The sequence below is a fragment of the Collinsella sp. AK_207A genome, assembly GCF_902501965.1.
Taxonomy (GTDB): domain Bacteria; phylum Actinomycetota; class Coriobacteriia; order Coriobacteriales; family Coriobacteriaceae; genus Collinsella.
Map to the genome: position 1 here is coordinate 454,907 of NZ_CABWID010000010.1, position 15,565 is coordinate 470,471.

At 66.2% G+C, this 15,565-nt stretch carries 15 protein-coding genes; 9 read left to right on the forward strand and 6 right to left on the reverse strand.

Annotated features, from left to right (window positions below; translation table 11 throughout):
* Positions 1 to 15: 15 nt before the first annotated feature.
* The 3 genes from hypD to GDJ97_RS03410 form a co-directional block, all read right to left on the reverse strand.
* Positions 16 to 1,137, reverse strand: coding sequence for a hydrogenase formation protein HypD (gene hypD, locus GDJ97_RS03400; protein ID WP_152069795.1), 1,122 nt, complete (start codon positions 1,135 to 1,137; stop codon positions 16 to 18).
* Positions 1,134 to 1,385, reverse strand: coding sequence for a HypC/HybG/HupF family hydrogenase formation chaperone (locus tag GDJ97_RS03405; protein WP_152069796.1), 252 nt, complete (start codon positions 1,383 to 1,385; stop codon positions 1,134 to 1,136). Before GDJ97_RS03405 ends, hypD begins: the two co-directional genes overlap by 4 nt.
* Before the next feature lie 185 nt (positions 1,386 to 1,570).
* Positions 1,571 to 2,965, reverse strand: a complete 1,395-nt coding sequence (locus tag GDJ97_RS03410) for an NAD(P)/FAD-dependent oxidoreductase (RefSeq protein WP_152069797.1) — start codon at positions 2,963 to 2,965, stop codon at positions 1,571 to 1,573.
* A gap of 263 nt (positions 2,966 to 3,228) precedes the next feature.
* Here GDJ97_RS03410 and GDJ97_RS03415 point away from each other — a divergent pair, with 263 nt between their 5' ends.
* From GDJ97_RS03415 to GDJ97_RS03455, 9 genes are all read left to right on the forward strand, one after another.
* Entirely contained in the window at positions 3,229 to 5,154 is a 1,926-nt protein-coding gene (locus tag GDJ97_RS03415; protein WP_152069798.1) for a BglG family transcription antiterminator, read from the forward strand.
* A 6-nt stretch (positions 5,155 to 5,160) separates the two neighbouring features.
* Positions 5,161 to 5,523 carry a PTS lactose/cellobiose transporter subunit IIA gene (locus GDJ97_RS03420; protein WP_152069799.1) on the forward strand — a complete coding sequence of 121 codons (363 nt, stop codon included), beginning with the start codon at positions 5,161 to 5,163 and terminating at the stop codon, positions 5,521 to 5,523.
* Between the two features lie 76 nt (positions 5,524 to 5,599).
* On the forward strand, positions 5,600 to 5,905 hold the full coding sequence (locus tag GDJ97_RS03425; protein WP_152069800.1) for a PTS sugar transporter subunit IIB: 306 nt from the start codon (positions 5,600 to 5,602) through the stop codon (positions 5,903 to 5,905).
* A gap of 36 nt (positions 5,906 to 5,941) precedes the next feature.
* Positions 5,942 to 7,219 (forward strand): PTS sugar transporter subunit IIC, encoded by a 1,278-nt coding sequence (locus GDJ97_RS03430; protein ID WP_152069801.1) that lies wholly within the window; start codon positions 5,942 to 5,944, stop codon positions 7,217 to 7,219.
* Between the two features lie 111 nt (positions 7,220 to 7,330).
* The gene (locus GDJ97_RS03435; RefSeq protein ID WP_152069802.1) at positions 7,331 to 8,746 is read left to right on the forward strand and encodes a 6-phospho-alpha-glucosidase; all 1,416 of its coding nucleotides are present in this window, start codon (positions 7,331 to 7,333) and stop codon (positions 8,744 to 8,746) included.
* A gap of 83 nt (positions 8,747 to 8,829) precedes the next feature.
* The gene (locus GDJ97_RS03440; protein ID WP_152069803.1) at positions 8,830 to 9,483 is read left to right on the forward strand and encodes a hypothetical protein; all 654 of its coding nucleotides are present in this window, start codon (positions 8,830 to 8,832) and stop codon (positions 9,481 to 9,483) included.
* A 156-nt stretch (positions 9,484 to 9,639) separates the two neighbouring features.
* Entirely contained in the window at positions 9,640 to 9,942 is a 303-nt protein-coding gene (locus tag GDJ97_RS03445) for a hypothetical protein (RefSeq protein WP_152069804.1), read from the forward strand.
* A 76-nt stretch (positions 9,943 to 10,018) separates the two neighbouring features.
* Positions 10,019 to 10,948: a nucleoside hydrolase gene (locus GDJ97_RS03450; protein WP_152069805.1), complete on the forward strand. Its 930-nt coding sequence runs from the start codon at positions 10,019 to 10,021 to the stop codon at positions 10,946 to 10,948.
* Positions 10,949 to 10,960: 12 nt separating this feature from the next.
* The gene (locus GDJ97_RS03455) at positions 10,961 to 11,869 is read left to right on the forward strand and encodes a ribokinase (protein ID WP_152069806.1); all 909 of its coding nucleotides are present in this window, start codon (positions 10,961 to 10,963) and stop codon (positions 11,867 to 11,869) included.
* A 220-nt stretch (positions 11,870 to 12,089) separates the two neighbouring features.
* Here the strand turns inward: GDJ97_RS03455 and hypF are convergent, their stop codons facing one another.
* Genes hypF through GDJ97_RS03470 form a run of 3 tightly spaced genes read right to left on the reverse strand, consistent with a single transcriptional unit; the run spans position 12,090 to position 15,323 of the window.
* Positions 12,090 to 14,540 carry a carbamoyltransferase HypF gene (gene hypF, locus GDJ97_RS03460; protein ID WP_152069838.1) on the reverse strand — a complete coding sequence of 817 codons (2,451 nt, stop codon included), beginning with the start codon at positions 14,538 to 14,540 and terminating at the stop codon, positions 12,090 to 12,092.
* 10 nt (positions 14,541 to 14,550) lie between these two features.
* Positions 14,551 to 15,072 (reverse strand): nickel-responsive transcriptional regulator NikR, encoded by a 522-nt coding sequence (nikR, locus tag GDJ97_RS03465; RefSeq protein WP_152069807.1) that lies wholly within the window; start codon positions 15,070 to 15,072, stop codon positions 14,551 to 14,553.
* A gap of 2 nt (positions 15,073 to 15,074) precedes the next feature.
* Entirely contained in the window at positions 15,075 to 15,323 is a 249-nt protein-coding gene (locus tag GDJ97_RS03470; RefSeq protein ID WP_152069808.1) for a hypothetical protein, read from the reverse strand.
* Between the last annotated feature and the right edge of the window lie 242 nt (positions 15,324 to 15,565).

Sequence of the window (15,565 nt, forward strand, 5' to 3'; positions counted from 1 at the left end):
GGGCTCCGGTCGAGCTTACGCCTCCCGGTAGCGGAAGTACGCCGCGCAGCTGCCCTCGCTGGACACCATGCATGGGCCAACGGGATGCTCGGGCGTGCAGGCACGGCCGAAGAGCGGGCAGTTGCCGGGGGTGATGGCGCCGCGCAGCACGTCGCCGCAGCGGCAGCCGCGGGGCTCCACCGTGGGCTCGATCTGCACCGAGAAGCGACGGCTCGCGTCAAATCGTGCAAAGGCATCGCGAATCCGCAGGCCGGAGGCGGGAATGGTGCCCAAGCCGCGCCATTCGGCATCGCAGGGCTCGAACGCCTGCGCCACCAGGGCGCGCGCGACGGCGTTGCCGTCTGTGGACACCCCGCGCTGGTAGGCGTTCTCGATGGCCGGTTTGCCGGAAACCACCAGGCGCACGAGCTCGGCCACGCCCTCCAGGATGTCCACCGGCTCAAAGCCCGTGACCACGCCCGGCGTCTGGAACTCGTCTACCAGGAAGGTATACGGCGCGAGTCCGGTGATCGTGCTCACGTGGCCGGGCAGGATGAAGCCGTCGATACGCGTCTCGGGGTCGTTGGCGATGGCCCGGAGCGCCGCCGGCGTGGTCTTGTGCGCGCAGTAGACCGAGAAATTCGGCAGGTCGCGCGCCTCGGCCTCCAGAATACACGCGGCGATGGTGGGCGTGGTGGTCTCAAAGCCCACGCCCATGAAGATCACCTGGCGCTCGGGGTTGGCGGCGGCGATGTCCAGCGCGTCGAGCGGCGAGTAGACGATGCGGATATCGCGGCCGGCAGCCTTCATCTGCGCGAGCGAGGTGGAGCTGCCCGGTACGCGCATCATGTCGCCGAACGTGGTGATGATGGCGTCGTCCATGCGGGCCAGCGCGATGGCGTGGTCGATGTCGTGGTTGGCGGTGACGCACACGGGGCAGCCGGGGCCGGAGAGCAGCTTGACGCCCGCGGGCATGACGCTGCGGAACCCGTAGCGGCCGATGCTCATGGTGTGCGTGCCGCAGACCTCCATGAGGTTGATCTGGCGGTCGCCGGCAAGCTCGTGGATGCGCGCGATGAGCTCCCGCGCGAGCACGGGGTCGCGGAAGGCGTCAAAGTTGATATCGCGGGACGCGGCGGTTGCGTTGGATGTCGTCATGCCACGGCCTCGGCGGGGGTGCCTTCGTCGGCGAGCTCGGGCAGCTGCTTGAAGAGCTCGATGGTCTCGCGCGCTTCCTCCGGGTCGATCACCTGGATGCCAAAGCCCGCGTGCACGAGCACGTAGTCTCCCACCTGCGCGTCGGGCACCAAACGCAGCGAGGCCTCGCGTGTGACGCCGAGCATGTCGACGACGGCGCGACCCCCCTCCTCGATGGACTGAATCTTTCCCGGTACCGCTAGGCACATGGTTAAACCCCTCTCCCCGTTTACCGTGGAAGATGGTACCCCTGCAGGCGGAATTGCGCACTAGCGTCACAAGCGCACCACGGACCTCCCACGGGTGAAGGAGCGAGCCGAAGAAAGGAACCAGAGACGTTTCATCGTCGTGCAGATGATGAAACGTCTCTGGTTCGTTCTTTCATCCGCGTTCGCTACAGCTCGGAGGCCAGGCGCTCGCCCATCAGGTAGCCCATCACGGAGGCCATCATGAGGCCGCGGGTCCATCCGCTGGAGTCGCCTAGGCAGTGGAGCCCCGCCACGTTGGTGTTGAACTCCGCGTCCATGGACACGCGGTTGCTGTAGAACTTGAGCTCCGGCGCATACAGCAGCGTCTCCGCAGAGGCGAAGCCGGGAATGGCCTTGTCCACGGCCAGCATGAACGCCACGATGCTCGTCATGGTGCGGTAGGGCAGCGCGCTCGTGATATCGCCTGCCACGGCGTCCGGCAGCGTGGGCCGCACGTTGGAGCGCGCGAGCTCCTTCTCCCAGGTGCGCTTGCCGTCCAGGATGTCGCCGAAGCGCTGCACCAGAATGTGCCCGTCGCCCAGCATGTTGCACAGCCGCCCCACGTTCTGCGCGAAGGCGATGGGCTGGTTGAAGGGCTCGCGGAAGTTGTGGGAGCATAGGATCGCCAGGTTGGTGTTATCGGACTTCCGCTCCTTAAAGGAGTGCCCGTTCACCACCGCCAGGCCGCCGTCGTAGTTCTCCTGCGCCACGAAGCCGCCGGGGTTCTGGCAGAAGGTGCGCACCTTGTTGCGGAACGGGTTGGGGTAGCCGATGAGCTTCCCCTCGTAGAGCACGTTGTTCACGTCCTCAATCACCTCGTTCCGCATCTCCACGCGCACGCCGATGTCCACGGGGCCGGGCTCGTGCTTGATGTGGTGCGCGGTGCAGAGCCCCTCCAGCCAGTTCGCGCCGCGGCGGCCCGTGGCCACGATGACGCTCCGGGCGTCGATGCGCTCCTCGCCCACGGGACCCACCGCCACCACGCCGGTGCAGGCGTCGTTCTCGATGACGATGTCGCGGCACTCCGTCCGGAACCGTATGTCGACCCCGGCGTCCAGCAGGTACTTCTCGATGGCGGCGTACAGCTCCTGGGCCTTCTCGGTGCCCAGGTGGCGGATGGGGCAGTCCACCAGTTTCAGGCCCGCCTGGATGGCGCGCAGGCGGATGGCGCGCGCCGCAGGGTTTCCGCCCGCGCCCTCAACGTGGCTGTCCGCACCGAAGCGCAGGTAGATCTTATCCACGATATCGATGGTGTCCTGCGCGCGCGTGGCGCCGATCAGCTCCGGCAGGTCGCCGCCTACCTCGTGCGAGAGCGAGAGCTTGCCGTCCGAGAACGCGCCCGCGCCGGAGAACCCGGTGGTGATGTTGCACGGGTTGCAGTTCATGCAGTGTCCCGTCTTGTCCTTGGGGCAGTGGCGGCGCTCGACGGGCAGGCCCTTCTCGAGCATGACGATGCGCGTCTGCGGACGCTCCTCGATAAGTTTGAGCGCGGTGAAGATGCCGGACGGTCCGGCGCCGACGATGACGACGTCTGTGTTCATGTAAGCCCCCTTGCGATCCTTGCCGAGGGGTCCGGCGGGGTCGTCCCGCGCCTCGGCACAACTCAGGCAAGGCTACACGCTAGGACAACCCGCGCCGCCAAACAAGGCCCGCTGCCGGCCCCCAGCCCCCAGAACCAGGGGAAAACCCAAGGAAACGCCAGGTCGGTTACTATTACGTAATACCGCTGCAACCTCGGTTGCAGGCAGGGCGATGGAGTTCCAAAATGCGGTTGTTACCATGGAAAATATAGAAGGGGGCCAGTGTGCGTACCGTGGACTTGGTTACAACGCTGCAAGGTGAGGAGGTGCTCTCTGTGGAACGGCTGGCAAGGCGTTTTAACGCGAGCATCCGCACCGTGCGCTCCCATATCCACCAGGCGAACAGCGCACTCGAGGGCGTGGCCCGCATCACGTTCTCGCGCACGGGCAACGGCTACCGGCTGGACGTGACCGACCCGCAGGCCCTTACCGCCTGGGTGGACCGCAGCCACGCCCTTGCCGGCGCGAGCGACCGCAGCGCCTCCGAGGAGCGCGCCCTCTCCCTGGCCATGGACCTGCTGCAGCGCAGCGACTGGGTGACCATCGCCAACCTGGCTGACATGCTATACGTATCCCCGCAGAGTGTCTCGGGCGACCTCAAGGCCGTGTCCTCCCTGGTGGAACGCTTCGGCCTCGAGGTGGTCCGCCGTCCGCGCTACGGCGTGCGCATCGATGGCCCCGAGATGCCGCGCCGCCTGTGCCTGGCGAGCCTGATCTCCAAGAAGCTCCTCTCCAACGGCGTGCCCAGCTGGGACGCCGGCCAGGACCGCGTGGTGCAGCAGGTTGCCGCCTGCGTGAACGATGCGCTGCAGGACGCGGACATCACCATCGGCTACGGCGCCCTGCAGAATCTGGTGGTGCACGTGGCCGTGGCCATCGAGCGCATCCGCAGCGACTGCTACGTGCCGCTGGACGAGGAGCGCCTGGCCGCCCTGCGCGGCGCCAAGGAGTTCCCCGTGGCGCAGCGCATCGCCCAGAAGGTGGGCCGTGCCCTGAACGTGGAGATGCCCGAGACCGAGGTGGCTTACATCGCCATCCACCTGGCGGGCAAGAAGACCCTGGACAAGCTCGTGGAGGCCGGCTCGTCCGACGACGCCGGCGGCGCCCCCGCCATCTCCGACGAGGTGTGGACCGCCGTGGGCGACATCCTGGATCGCGTATGGGAGTCCTCCCACCTGGACTTCCGTAGTGACCTTGAGCTGCGCATGAACCTCGCCCGGCACCTGGCCCCGCTCTCCGTGCGGTTGCGCTACGGGCTCCGCATGGAGAACCCGCTGCTGGCGGACATAAAGACCCGCTACCCGCTGGCTTACTCCATCGCGGCGGACGCCGCGGGCGTGCTGGCCGAGCACTACGACGCGGAGCCCTCGGAGGACGAGATCGGCTATCTGGCCTTGGCCTTCGCCCTGGCCCTGGAGCGCCAGCGCACCGGCGCCAGCAAGAAGAACGTCCTCATGGTGTGCGGTTCGGGCATGGGCACGGCGCGCATGCTGGAGTACCGCTTCAAGCAGGCGTTCTCCGGCTACATCGACACCATCCGCACCTGCGATGCGCACGATGCGGCGCGCCAGGATTTCAGCACTATCGACTACGTGTTCACCACGGTGCCCCTGGAGCAGGAGCTCCCGGTGCCCGTGTGCCAGATCAACTTCTTCTTTGAGGACACGGACGCGGGCGATATCCGCCGCATCCTGAACGGGCGCCCCGCCGCGCGGAACTTCCTGGCGCACTTCAGCCCGGACCTGTTTCTACCGCACCTGGACGTGGCGAGCCGTCGCGAGGCCATCGGGCTGCTCTGCGAGCGCATGGCCCGGCGCGTGCCGGTGGACGAGGGCTTTTTGGGTTCCGTCCTGGCGCGCGAGGAGGCCGCGGCCACCTCGTTCGGTAACGGCGTGGCCATGCCGCACCCGCTGCGCGCCATGAGCGATGCCACGCACGTGTGCGTGGGGCTGCTGGACAAGCCCGTGGCCTGGGGCGACATGCACCAGGTGCAGGCCGTGTTCCTGTTCTCCTATGCGCGCTCAGGCGGGCGCGCCCTCGACGATTTCTTCAGCACATGCGCCGACATCTTCATGGACGCCGACGACATGCGCAGGCTCATCCAGGATCAATCCTGGGAAACGCTCGTATCGATCATTCAGGGGAGGTGATTTGCGATGTCTCAGGAGGACGAAGCCGTTCAGAAGGACGGCGGGGACGAGTCCACGGAGCTCATCTCGTTTGGCATCATCGCGGCGGCCGGTACGGCTCGCAGCCTGGCGTTCGAGGCGCTCAACCTTGCGCACCAGCACGATTACGAGGGTGCTCATGAGCTGCTGGACCAGGCGAGCAAGGCCGCGCTCGAGGCGCACCACCAGCAGACGGCGTTGCTCTCCAAGGAGGCTAGCGGCGAGCACACGCCCGTCGACGTCATGCTCGTGCACGCTCAGGACCATCTGATGACCGCCATGCTGGCGCAGGAGCTCATAGCCGAGATCCTGTACCTGCACGAGTCGAAGCAAGACAAGGAAGAGGGCTGAGGCCCGGGGAGACCCAGACAGGCCCACGGCCGGGGCACTCCGGCCGGACGGGAAACCAAGCAGAGGAGGGAACGGTATGAAGGTTTTGCTCGTGTGCGCAGGTGGCATGTCCACCAGCATCGTCATGAAGAAGATGCGCCAGTACGCCGAGGCCAAGGGCATCGAGGGCTTCGAGGTCAGCGCCACCGGCGTTGGGGAGTTCCGCAACGTCGCGGACAAGTACGACGTCATTCTTCTGGGGCCGCAGATTGCCTACAAGAAGGACGACATCGTGGCCGGCGTCAACGGCCAGAAGCCCGTGGACGTGATCGCGCCCGCAGACTATGCCATCGCCAACTGCGGCAACATTTTCAAGCAGGTCAACACGCTGCTGGGCGCCTAGGCTCCCGCCGGTTGACGACAATGGAAAGGTAGGGTAATGGAAGCGCTTCAGAACTTCCTCCAGAAGTGGCTGATGCCGATCGCCGCGAAGATCGAGAAGCAGCAGCACCTTCAGGCCATCAAGGACGGCATGATCGGCGCCACGCCGTTCATTATCGTGGGCTCCATGTGCCTGCTGCCGATGGCCTTCATGAACCTCATCGGCTCCGGTCCGGTGTACGACTTCCTGGGCGTCGTGAACCCGTTCTTCACGACCATCGCCGCCAAGACCACCGACTTCGTGGCCATCTACGCGTGCTACCTCATCGCGCGCTCGTTGGCCAAGCGCTACGACATCGACAACACCATGCTCGCCATCTCGTCCGTCGCCGTACTGTTCATCCTCACGGGTGTGGACGTGAAGGACGGCATCGCCACCACGTACTTCGGCTCCTCGGGACTCTTCACCTCGATGATCGCCGCCATCCTGACGGTGGAGATCGCACGCGTGCTGGTGAAGTACAACGTGGTCATCAAGCTGCCGGACTCCGTGCCCGACATGGTGTCCGAGAGCTTCAGCGCGCTCATCCCCATCTTCTTCGCCTGCGCGGCCGCCTCGGGCATCGCGCTGGCCTCCACCAACCTGGGCGGCGCCGCGTTCCCCGCGCTCATCATGAACCTGCTGGCTCCGGCCATCAGCTCCATGGACACGCTGCCCGCGCTGCTGATCGTGATCTTCCTCACCCAGCTGCTGTGGTTCTTCGGCCTGCACGGGCCCAGCATCACGCAGGTTGCCTGGGCGCCGTTCGCCATCGCCTACGCCACCGAGAACGCGGCCAACTACGCCGCCGGCCAGGCCGTGACGCACGTGTTCACCTATGGCTTCTACTTCAACGTCCTGCAGGTTACCGGTTCCGGCCTCACGCTCGGCCTGGTGATCTTCATGCTGCTCTCCAAGAGCCAGACGTACAAGGCCATCGGCAAGGCGGCCATCGTGCCCTCCATCTTCGGCATCAACGAGCCCGTCATCTTCGGCGCACCCATCCTGCTGAACCCGTTCATGTTCATCCCGTTCGTGTTCGGCCCGCTGGTGTGCACCGTCATCAGCTGGTTCGCCTTCGCGACCGGCCTGGTGGGCATGCCGATAACGGCTCCTCCGGGATTCATGCCCCCGGGAGTGGGCGCCTACCTGATGACGCTCGACTGGCGCGCGCCGGTGCTGGTGGTTGTGCTGCTGGTGATCATGGCCGCGATCTACTACCCGTTCTTCAAGCTCATGGAGAAGGAGCAGCTGGAGACCGAGGCCGCCGACGAGGCTACCGCAGCCTCCAAGTAGTTCCTGCATTTTTGGGACGCTCGGCCCAATCCCCAGTGCATCTGGGAGCATGTGCACGCTCCTCAGGCACTGATTGTCGATAAGGCAAACAGACGGAAAGAAGGTATGCACATGGAAAAGAAGAAGTTCTCCGTCGTGATCGCGGGTGGCGGGAGCACCTACACCCCCGAGATCATCCTCATGCTCCTGGAGAACCTGGACCGGCTCCCGCTGCGCTGCATCAAGCTGTACGACAACGACGCTGACCGCCAGGGCAAGCTGGCACCCGCCTGCCAGGTCTTGGTGCACGAGAAGGACCCGTCCATCCAGTTCGTGGCCACCACGGATCCCGAGACGGCCTACACCGATGTCGACTTCTGCCTGGCGCACATTCGCGTGGGCCAGCTGCCGATGCGCTCGCTGGACGAGAAGATTCCCCTCAAGCACGGCGTGGTGGGCCAGGAGACCTGCGGCCCCGGCGGTATGGCCTACGGCATGCGCTCCATCCCTGGCGTGCTGGAGAACATCGAGTACATGGAGAAGTACAGCCCCAACTGCTGGATGCTCAACTACTCCAACCCGGCGGCCATCGTGGCCGAGGCCACGCGCCGCGTGTGCCCCGACAGCCGCGTGATCAACATCTGCGACATGCCCATCGGCCTCGAGAACAACATGGCCGACATCCTGGGCCGCACCCATCCGGACATCCGCGGCCGCAAGGACCTGGACATTCGCTACTTTGGCCTGAATCACTTTGGCTGGTACACGAGCGTCAAGAACGCCGAGGGCACCGAGCTGCTGCCGGAGCTGCTGGCGCACCAGATCAAGTACGGCAACACGAGTCCCGATGACGATCCGGAGGACGCCGGCCACTACACGGACCGCTCCTGGTACGAGACGGCGCTCAAGGAGAAGGACCTGGTGGCGCTGGACCCCACCGTGTCGTGGAACACCTACCTGCAGTACTACCTGTACGGCGACGACATGATTAAGCATGTGGAATACCGCGAGGACGGCACGCCCATCACCCGCGCCGATCAGGTGGTTGCCGGGCGCGAGGCCCGCGTCTTCGGCGAGTGCGCGCGCATCGCCCAGGAGGGGACCGGCAAGGACACCACGCTCAAGGTGGGCATCCACGCCGAGTTCATCGTGGACCTGGCCACGGCGCTAGCGTTCAACACACACGAGCGCATGCTGCTGATCGTGCCCAACGAGGGCTCGCTCGAGAACTTCGATGACGATGCCATGGTGGAAATCCCCTGCATCGTGGGCAAGGACGGCTACGAGCCGCTGAGCATCGGTCGCATTCCCACCTTCCAGAAGGGCCTGATGGAGGAGCAGGTGGCGTGCGAGAAGCTCGTGGTGGACGCCTGGCAGGCCGGCGAGGCCGGCGACGCCCAGGGCGCGTACCTCAAGCTGCTGCAGGCCTTCACGCTCTCCAAGACGGTGCCCTCCGCCAACGTGGCCGTGAAGATCCTGGACGATCTGATTGTGGCCAACAAGGACTACTGGCCCACGCTGACCAAGCCGGAGTGGCTGGAGAAGTAGGCCAAGCGTGAGGGGTGGTACGCCGGGACAGTCCCAACGTACCACCCCGCCCGTCCGCAACCAACAACAAAAGGAGTTCAACCATGGCATATTCCATCTGGGAGACCGGCACCACCAAGCATGGTTTCCCCATCGACCTCATGATCTCGTCGCTGCAGAAGAGCATCCGCCGCGGCAGCGAGTCCGACGAGGTGGTGGACGACGAGGGCCACACCGCCCAGTGGTTCCTGGAGAACGCGGTGAAGGTGGCGTACGAGTTGTACACCTCCAGCCCCGTGCTGCTCGAGAAGCTCTGGAGCCGCCTCGTCTCCATCTCCGTGGAGGACGTGGGCTGTCGTCCGGAGATGGCCGTCTACATCAACACCCTCAACCAGATGCGCAAGGACTATGGCTACGACGACGTGGACCAGCCGATGTTCTTCGTGCAGGCCATCCGCCTGCTGTGCTCCGGCGAGAAGGACCGCTCCACGGACTTCCTCAAGAACATCGTCATCAAGGGTGCTGAGCTGGGCGTGCGACCGGAGATTCCGGACCTCGCCTACGACAAGCACACCAAGAAGGGCCAGGAGATGGGCCGCGACTCGTTCCACTTCTTCAATGAGGCCTGCCGCGTCATTCCGCAGAAGGACGTTGAGAACAGTTACCGCCAGCGCTACGGCGAGCTGCTAGACGAGTACTACCACGGCGACACGCCGCACGATCCGGACGCGTTCAAGTACGCGATCGGCCGCGTGTAGGTCGGTTTCCACCGGCGCCTGGGCGACCTGGGCGCCGAGGAGAGAGATTGTTCCGGCGAGGGCCGGGACCGCGCCTGCGGCGGACGGCGCGCGTGCAGCTGCGGCCGAGCCGCGGCGACCTTCAGCCGGCGGCTCGACGCGCGGCTGGTAGCCTCCATGGCCGCCGCGGGGGCGCTCTCGTTCTCGGCGGTGGTGTTCGAGACGGCGCTCAACGTGGCGCTTCCAACCCTGATGATGGAGTTCCAGGTGGGCACGGCCACCATCCAGTGGATCACCTCGGGCTACCTGCTCACGCTCGCTATCGTCATCCCCACGTTTCCCTGGCTGAAGTCGCGCTTTCCGCTGCGACGCCTCTTCGTGGCGGCCGTGGTGCTCTTCATCGCCGGAGCGCTCGCCTGCGGGCTGGCGCTCACGTTCCCGGTGCTCTCGGCCGCGGCCTTCCGGCTTTGCCGCCAGTGAAGAGCGCAACGCCTGCGTCCCTGCGCCGCGGGCGCGCCGCAACCCTTACCATGATGGGCAAGTGAAGGGAGCCCCCGTGAGTTCTACGACCGACCGAATCGACATCTGGGTGGACTGCGACCCCGGCATCGACGATGCCGTCATGCTGGCCTGCGTGGCCGCGAGCAGCGATCGTCTGCAGCTGCACGGCGTCTCCAGCGTGGCAGGCAACCTGCCGAGTGATGTCGTGACGAAAAACGTGCTGCGCCTGGCGGACTTTCTGGGGTTGCCGCAGGTTCCGCTCGCGCGCGGGGCCGTACGCCCGCTGGTTCGTCCCGCCCAAGATGCGGCGGCGGTTCACGGGGCGATGGGTCTCGGCGAGGTTGTGCTACCCGTTTCGACGCGCGCGCTCGAGCCGGAGCCGGCGGTCGTTGCGATGCAACGGGCCATCGCCGCGCTGCCGGAAGGCCGTCGCATGACGCTCGTTCCCACGGGGCCGCTCACCAACATCGCCTTGCTCCTGCGCGTGTATCCGCAGGTTGCAGACCGGATTGACCGCATCGTCCTTATGGGTGGGTCCACGGTGGGCGGCAACGTGACGCCGTATGCCGAGTTCAACGTATGGGGCGATCCGGAGGCCGCGGCTATGGTGCTTGGCAGCGGGCTGCCAATCGTCATGTGCGGGCTGGACGTCACGCTCAAGTGCGGGCTCACGAGGGAGCAGCTCCGCGGTCTGCTTGAGGACGAAAACCCCCGCCGCGCGATGCTGGGACGGATGCTGTCGTTCTATACGCCGGTGGACGCGGAGTGGCGGTACGGCGTCTGCGTCATTCACGACGCCGCGACCATCCTGTACCTCACGAATCCCGAGCTCTTTAGCGGTGTGACCTGTGACATCGAGGTGGATTGCGGCGACGGGCGGCGGGGCGAGACGCGCGTGGTGCCGGGTGGCGACGTGCTACGGTTGAACGACGTGGATATGGCTGGGTTCCAAGAGGCGCTGCTAGGCCAGCTGGCCCGGCTGTAGGGGAGGAGCATCATGAGCGTGCTGGTGTTTGGATCCGCGAACATAGACGAGACGTATACCGTGTCGCATATGGTGGCGCGCGGCGAGACGCTTGCGGCCACGGCGGTGACGCGGCGCTCGGGAGGCAAGGGCCTGAACCAGGCCATCGCCTTCGCGCGCGCTGGGGCGGAGGTTTGCTTTGCCGGTATGGTGGGTACCGATGGGCAATTTCTGCTGGAAGAGCTGGTAGCCGCGGGCGTTGACGTGACGCGCGTGCGCGTGTTGCCGGACGAGCGGACGGGCGTCGCCGTGATTCAAAACGACACCGCGGGCGATAACTGCATCCTGCTCTACGGCGGAGCGAACCGGCGCATGACGCCTGCATATGTACGCGAGGTTTTGGACGCGTGCCGTCCCGGCGATTTGGTGGTGCTGCAGAACGAGATCAACCTGCCGGGCGAGATCATCGAGGGTGCGCTCGAGCGGGGGCTGAGGGTGGCGGTCAATCCGTCGCCCATGGATGAAGCCGTACCCGTTGATCTGCTGGAACGGGTGGACTACCTGCTGGTCAACGAGGTCGAGGCGTCTCAGCTGCTGGGACCGGATATGCCGAGCGGCGACACGTGGGCCGATGTTGCCCAGGCTCTGGGCTCTTGCTTTCCTCAGACGACGATCGCGCTCACGCTCGGCGGTGAAGGCTCCATGCTCATACGGGATGGCGCGGTGGTCGTTCGGCAACCGGCGCTCTCGCACGAGGTGGTGGATACCACGGCGGCGGGAGACACCTTTACGGGTTACCTGCTGACGGCACTTGAGCGCGGGGATGCCCCTGAAACGGCTATGCGCCTGGCGGCGACGGCCTCGGCCATCACTGTGAGCCGACCTGGTGCGGCGCCGAGCATTCCCTTGCTTGCCGAATGCGAGGCATTGCCGGAAAAGTAGGCGATACTTTATCGGTTTTGAGGCAGCCGTGAAAAAGCAGGCCGATACTTTATCTGTTTTGAGGGGACCGTGCTCGTAAGGAGTCTGGGTGAGGGATAGAAAGCCCAGGTTGAGAGGATGGCGGTTTCGCTTCTACTGGTCGGACCCGCCGAGAACCGATAAAGTAGCGGCTCGCTTTCAGCGGGTGCGTGACAAACCAATAAAGTAGGGCCGACTTTTCCTATATGCCGCGCGCTCGCGCCACGGCGGCCTGGCCGTAGGCGATGCACCCGTCGTTGACGGGCACCGTGTGGGGAACGAGCGCCCTGAGGCCCCGCTGTTCCAGGAGCCTCCACATGCGGCAGAGCAGCAAACGGTTCATAAAGCAGCCGCCGGAGAGCGCAACGGTATCGAGTCGGCGTTCGCGGGCGATGTTGATGGCGGCATCGGCAAAGCCTGTCGCCACGGCATCGTGTGCCTGCCAAGCCAGGAGGTTCGGATCTGCGCCGGCGGCGATGCCGTCCAATACGGCGCGGAGGAGCGGAGCTGGATCCAGGACCCCGCCTCGCAGCGGCAGGGTGATTCCCGCGGCTTGCGAGCGGATTGCCGCCCGCCACGCCGCAGCTTCGAGCTGGATGGCGGGTTCTCCCTCATAGGTTGCCTGGTCGCGGATGCCGAGCAGGGCGGCCAACGCATCGAGAAAGCGCCCCATGCTGCTGGTGAGGGGGCTGTTGATACCACGCTCTACCATGGTGGCGGTCACCTTGCGCGTGGGCTCATCCATGCGTTCAAGGAGGCTCGCCGCCCCGGCATGGTCGAGCAGCCCGTGAGCCATGAGCAGCGCATATGCGTTGCGCCGGGCATCGCGCACAGAGGCCGCGCCGCCGGGGAGACGCCAAGTTGCAAGGTGGGTGGTGCGCTCAAAGCCGGCTAGATCGGCCACGAGGATCTCGCCGCCCCATACCGTGCCATCCGTACCGGCCCCCGTGCCGTCGAGTGCGATGCCCACCACGGGGCCCGGCTCGTTGTGCTCCGCAAGCACGGAGGCGATGTGCGCATGGTGGTGCTGCACTTCAATGAGCGGCAGACCCTGCTTGCGCGCCTGTTCGCGCGCCCATTGGCTGGGCAGATAGCCGGGATGCAGGTCGCAGGCGAGCGCGGTGGGCGTGAGGTCGAAGAGCGACTGAAGGCGCGCGCGGGCCTCAGTCCAAGCGGAGAAGGTCTCGCCGTTCTCGACGTCGCCGATGTGCTGGGAGAGAAAGCACTGGGCCTTGCCGTCATCCACCTCGCGCGTGAGGGCGATGGTCGCTTTCTGCTCCGAGCCGCAGGCGAGCACCACGGGCGCGGCGCCCGGCACGAAGGGGTCGCTACCGGTACGTGCGGGGCAGGCGGGCAGCGAGAGCGGCATCGGCGCAAAACCGCGCGCGCGTCGCACGGGCAGAGGCTCCCCCGCGACTATGCGCACCACGGAGTCGTCGTAGCGCGAGAGGATGGCACGGTCGTTTCCGAGCAGCGCGTCGGCGATACCGCTCGCAACCAGGTGCTCCCAGGCCAGCTCGTCATCCACCTCGATGGGTTCCTCGGAGAGGTTGCCGCTCGTCATCACGAGCGCGTGCACACCCCGCTCCCCGCAGGCGGCAAGCAGGAGGTGCTGTAGCGGGGTATGCGGCAGCATGACGCCGAGTTCGGGAAGGTTCCAAGCAACGGCTTCGGCGAGCATCGGTTCCGGACCATCACCCGTCGGTTCCGAACCCATCTGTACACGTCGCCGAAGCAGCACGATGGGTCGCACGGACCCCGTGAGCAGGGCGGCTTCCGCGTCGTCAACCTTGCAGACGCCGCGGACCTCGTCCAGCGTTCGCATCATCACGGCGAGCGGCTTGTTGCTCCGCCGCTTGCGACGGCGTAGCTCGCGCACGGCGGCATCGTTGCCCGCGTTGCACGCAAGGTGGAACCCACCCAGACCCTTGATGGCAACGATGCTACCTGCGGCAAGCAGGTGCGCGCACCGTCCGATGATTGCATCGCTCTCCTCGCACGTGGCACCTACCGCGGGAACCCGCGGTTCGTCCCCACTGCCCGTAGATGCCTCCTCGCGCCACGTGAGGTGCGGGCCGCACGTAAAGCAGGCGTCGGGTTGCGCATGGAAGCGCCGGTCGGCCGGGTCGGCGTACTCGCGCGCGCAGCGGGGGCACATGGGGAACGCCGCCATGGACGTCTTGGGCCGGTCATAGGGCAGGTCGCGGATGATGGTAAAGCGCGGCCCGCAGTTGGTGCAGTTGATGAAAGGGTAGTGGAAGCGCCGGTCGGTGGGGTCGAACAGCTCGTGCACGCAATCCGGGCAGGTGGCGATGTCGGGCGAGACGAGAGTCGTGTGCGCGGTCTGGTCCTCGGACGCCACGATGCGGAACCCGCTCGGTCGGTCGTGGCCATCCTGCGCCCGTGGGCCCTCGCCTTCCAGCGGGGTCACGGATACGTTCTCCACCTTGGCTGCGGCGGGCGCGTTCGCGGAGAGGGCGCCGACGAACGCATCGAGCGCCGCCGCGTCCGCCGCCCACGCCTCCACGTGCACGCCGTCCCCGGCGTTGAGCACCCAGCCGGAAATCCCGCGCGCCACGGCTTCGCGGTACACGAAGGGCCGCATGCCCACGCCCTGTACCACGCCGGTTATGTGAATCCGTGCACCCCGCATGGCCTGCACGCTACCGGCCCAGGCTCTTCCCCGTTGCGGCGCAGGTCAGCTCGCCGTGCGCTACGCCGCGCAGGCCGAGCAGCTTGTCGGCCAGCTCGTACACGCGCGCCCCCTGGCCCTTTAAGGCCAGGATCTCCAGGCAGTTGTGGTGGTCCAGATGCACGTGCATGGTGGAGACGATCTCGGCGGTGTAGTCGTGCTGAATCTCGTCCAGCCGCCGCGTGAGGTCGCCGGTGTGGTGGTCGTAGATCATGGTGAGCGAGCCGATGACCTGCACATCCGGTGTGCGCTGCTCGTCCGCGACGAGCGAGGCGCGCATCAGGTCGCGCAGGGCCTCGGAGCGGTTGACCGTGTCGCCGCGCCGCGCCGTCTGGGCGTCGAACGCCCGCAGCAGGCCCTCGGGCACCGCGACGGAGAAGCGCGCGAGCTCATCGGCAGCGGTGTCCGAGGGCTCCGCTTTGGCGTTGGCAAGATCCGGGCGGTTTTCAGCCGGTGCGGCGGCCCCGTCCCTTTCATGGCCGTGTACGTGCATGGCTAGACCAGCTTGACGGAGCCGACGGAGTTGTGGTCGGCCTCGATGGCCTCGGCGTAGCCGTCCAGCGCAGCGTGTGCCTCGTCCAGCGCTTTCATGCAGGCCTCCAGCTGGCTGCCGATTCGCTCCATATCGAAGTTTTCGGTGGCGTGCAGCAGCAGGTGGCTCCACTCGTGCGCCATCTGGATGGTGTCGTCAATCTGGCGGACGCTCATCTCGAGCTGGCCCATGTTCATTCCGACGTCGTGCATGAGAACCTCCCTGGTCGTGGTTTGCAAGCAGTATAGCCCGAATGGCTCGCCGACGGGCGTCGTCGGTTTGCGGCCGCCAACGGGTCGAGGCTGCCGGTCCGTGGCAGCGACCACGCAAGACGATATGAGCTGAACATTGAGGCGCCTCCCGCGCGCGGGAAACGTGGGTCGCGCGACAATGTCGGTATCGTCAGACGTGGCCGCGCGCCACACCGTGCCGGGAGGTCCCCATGGAAGATTAT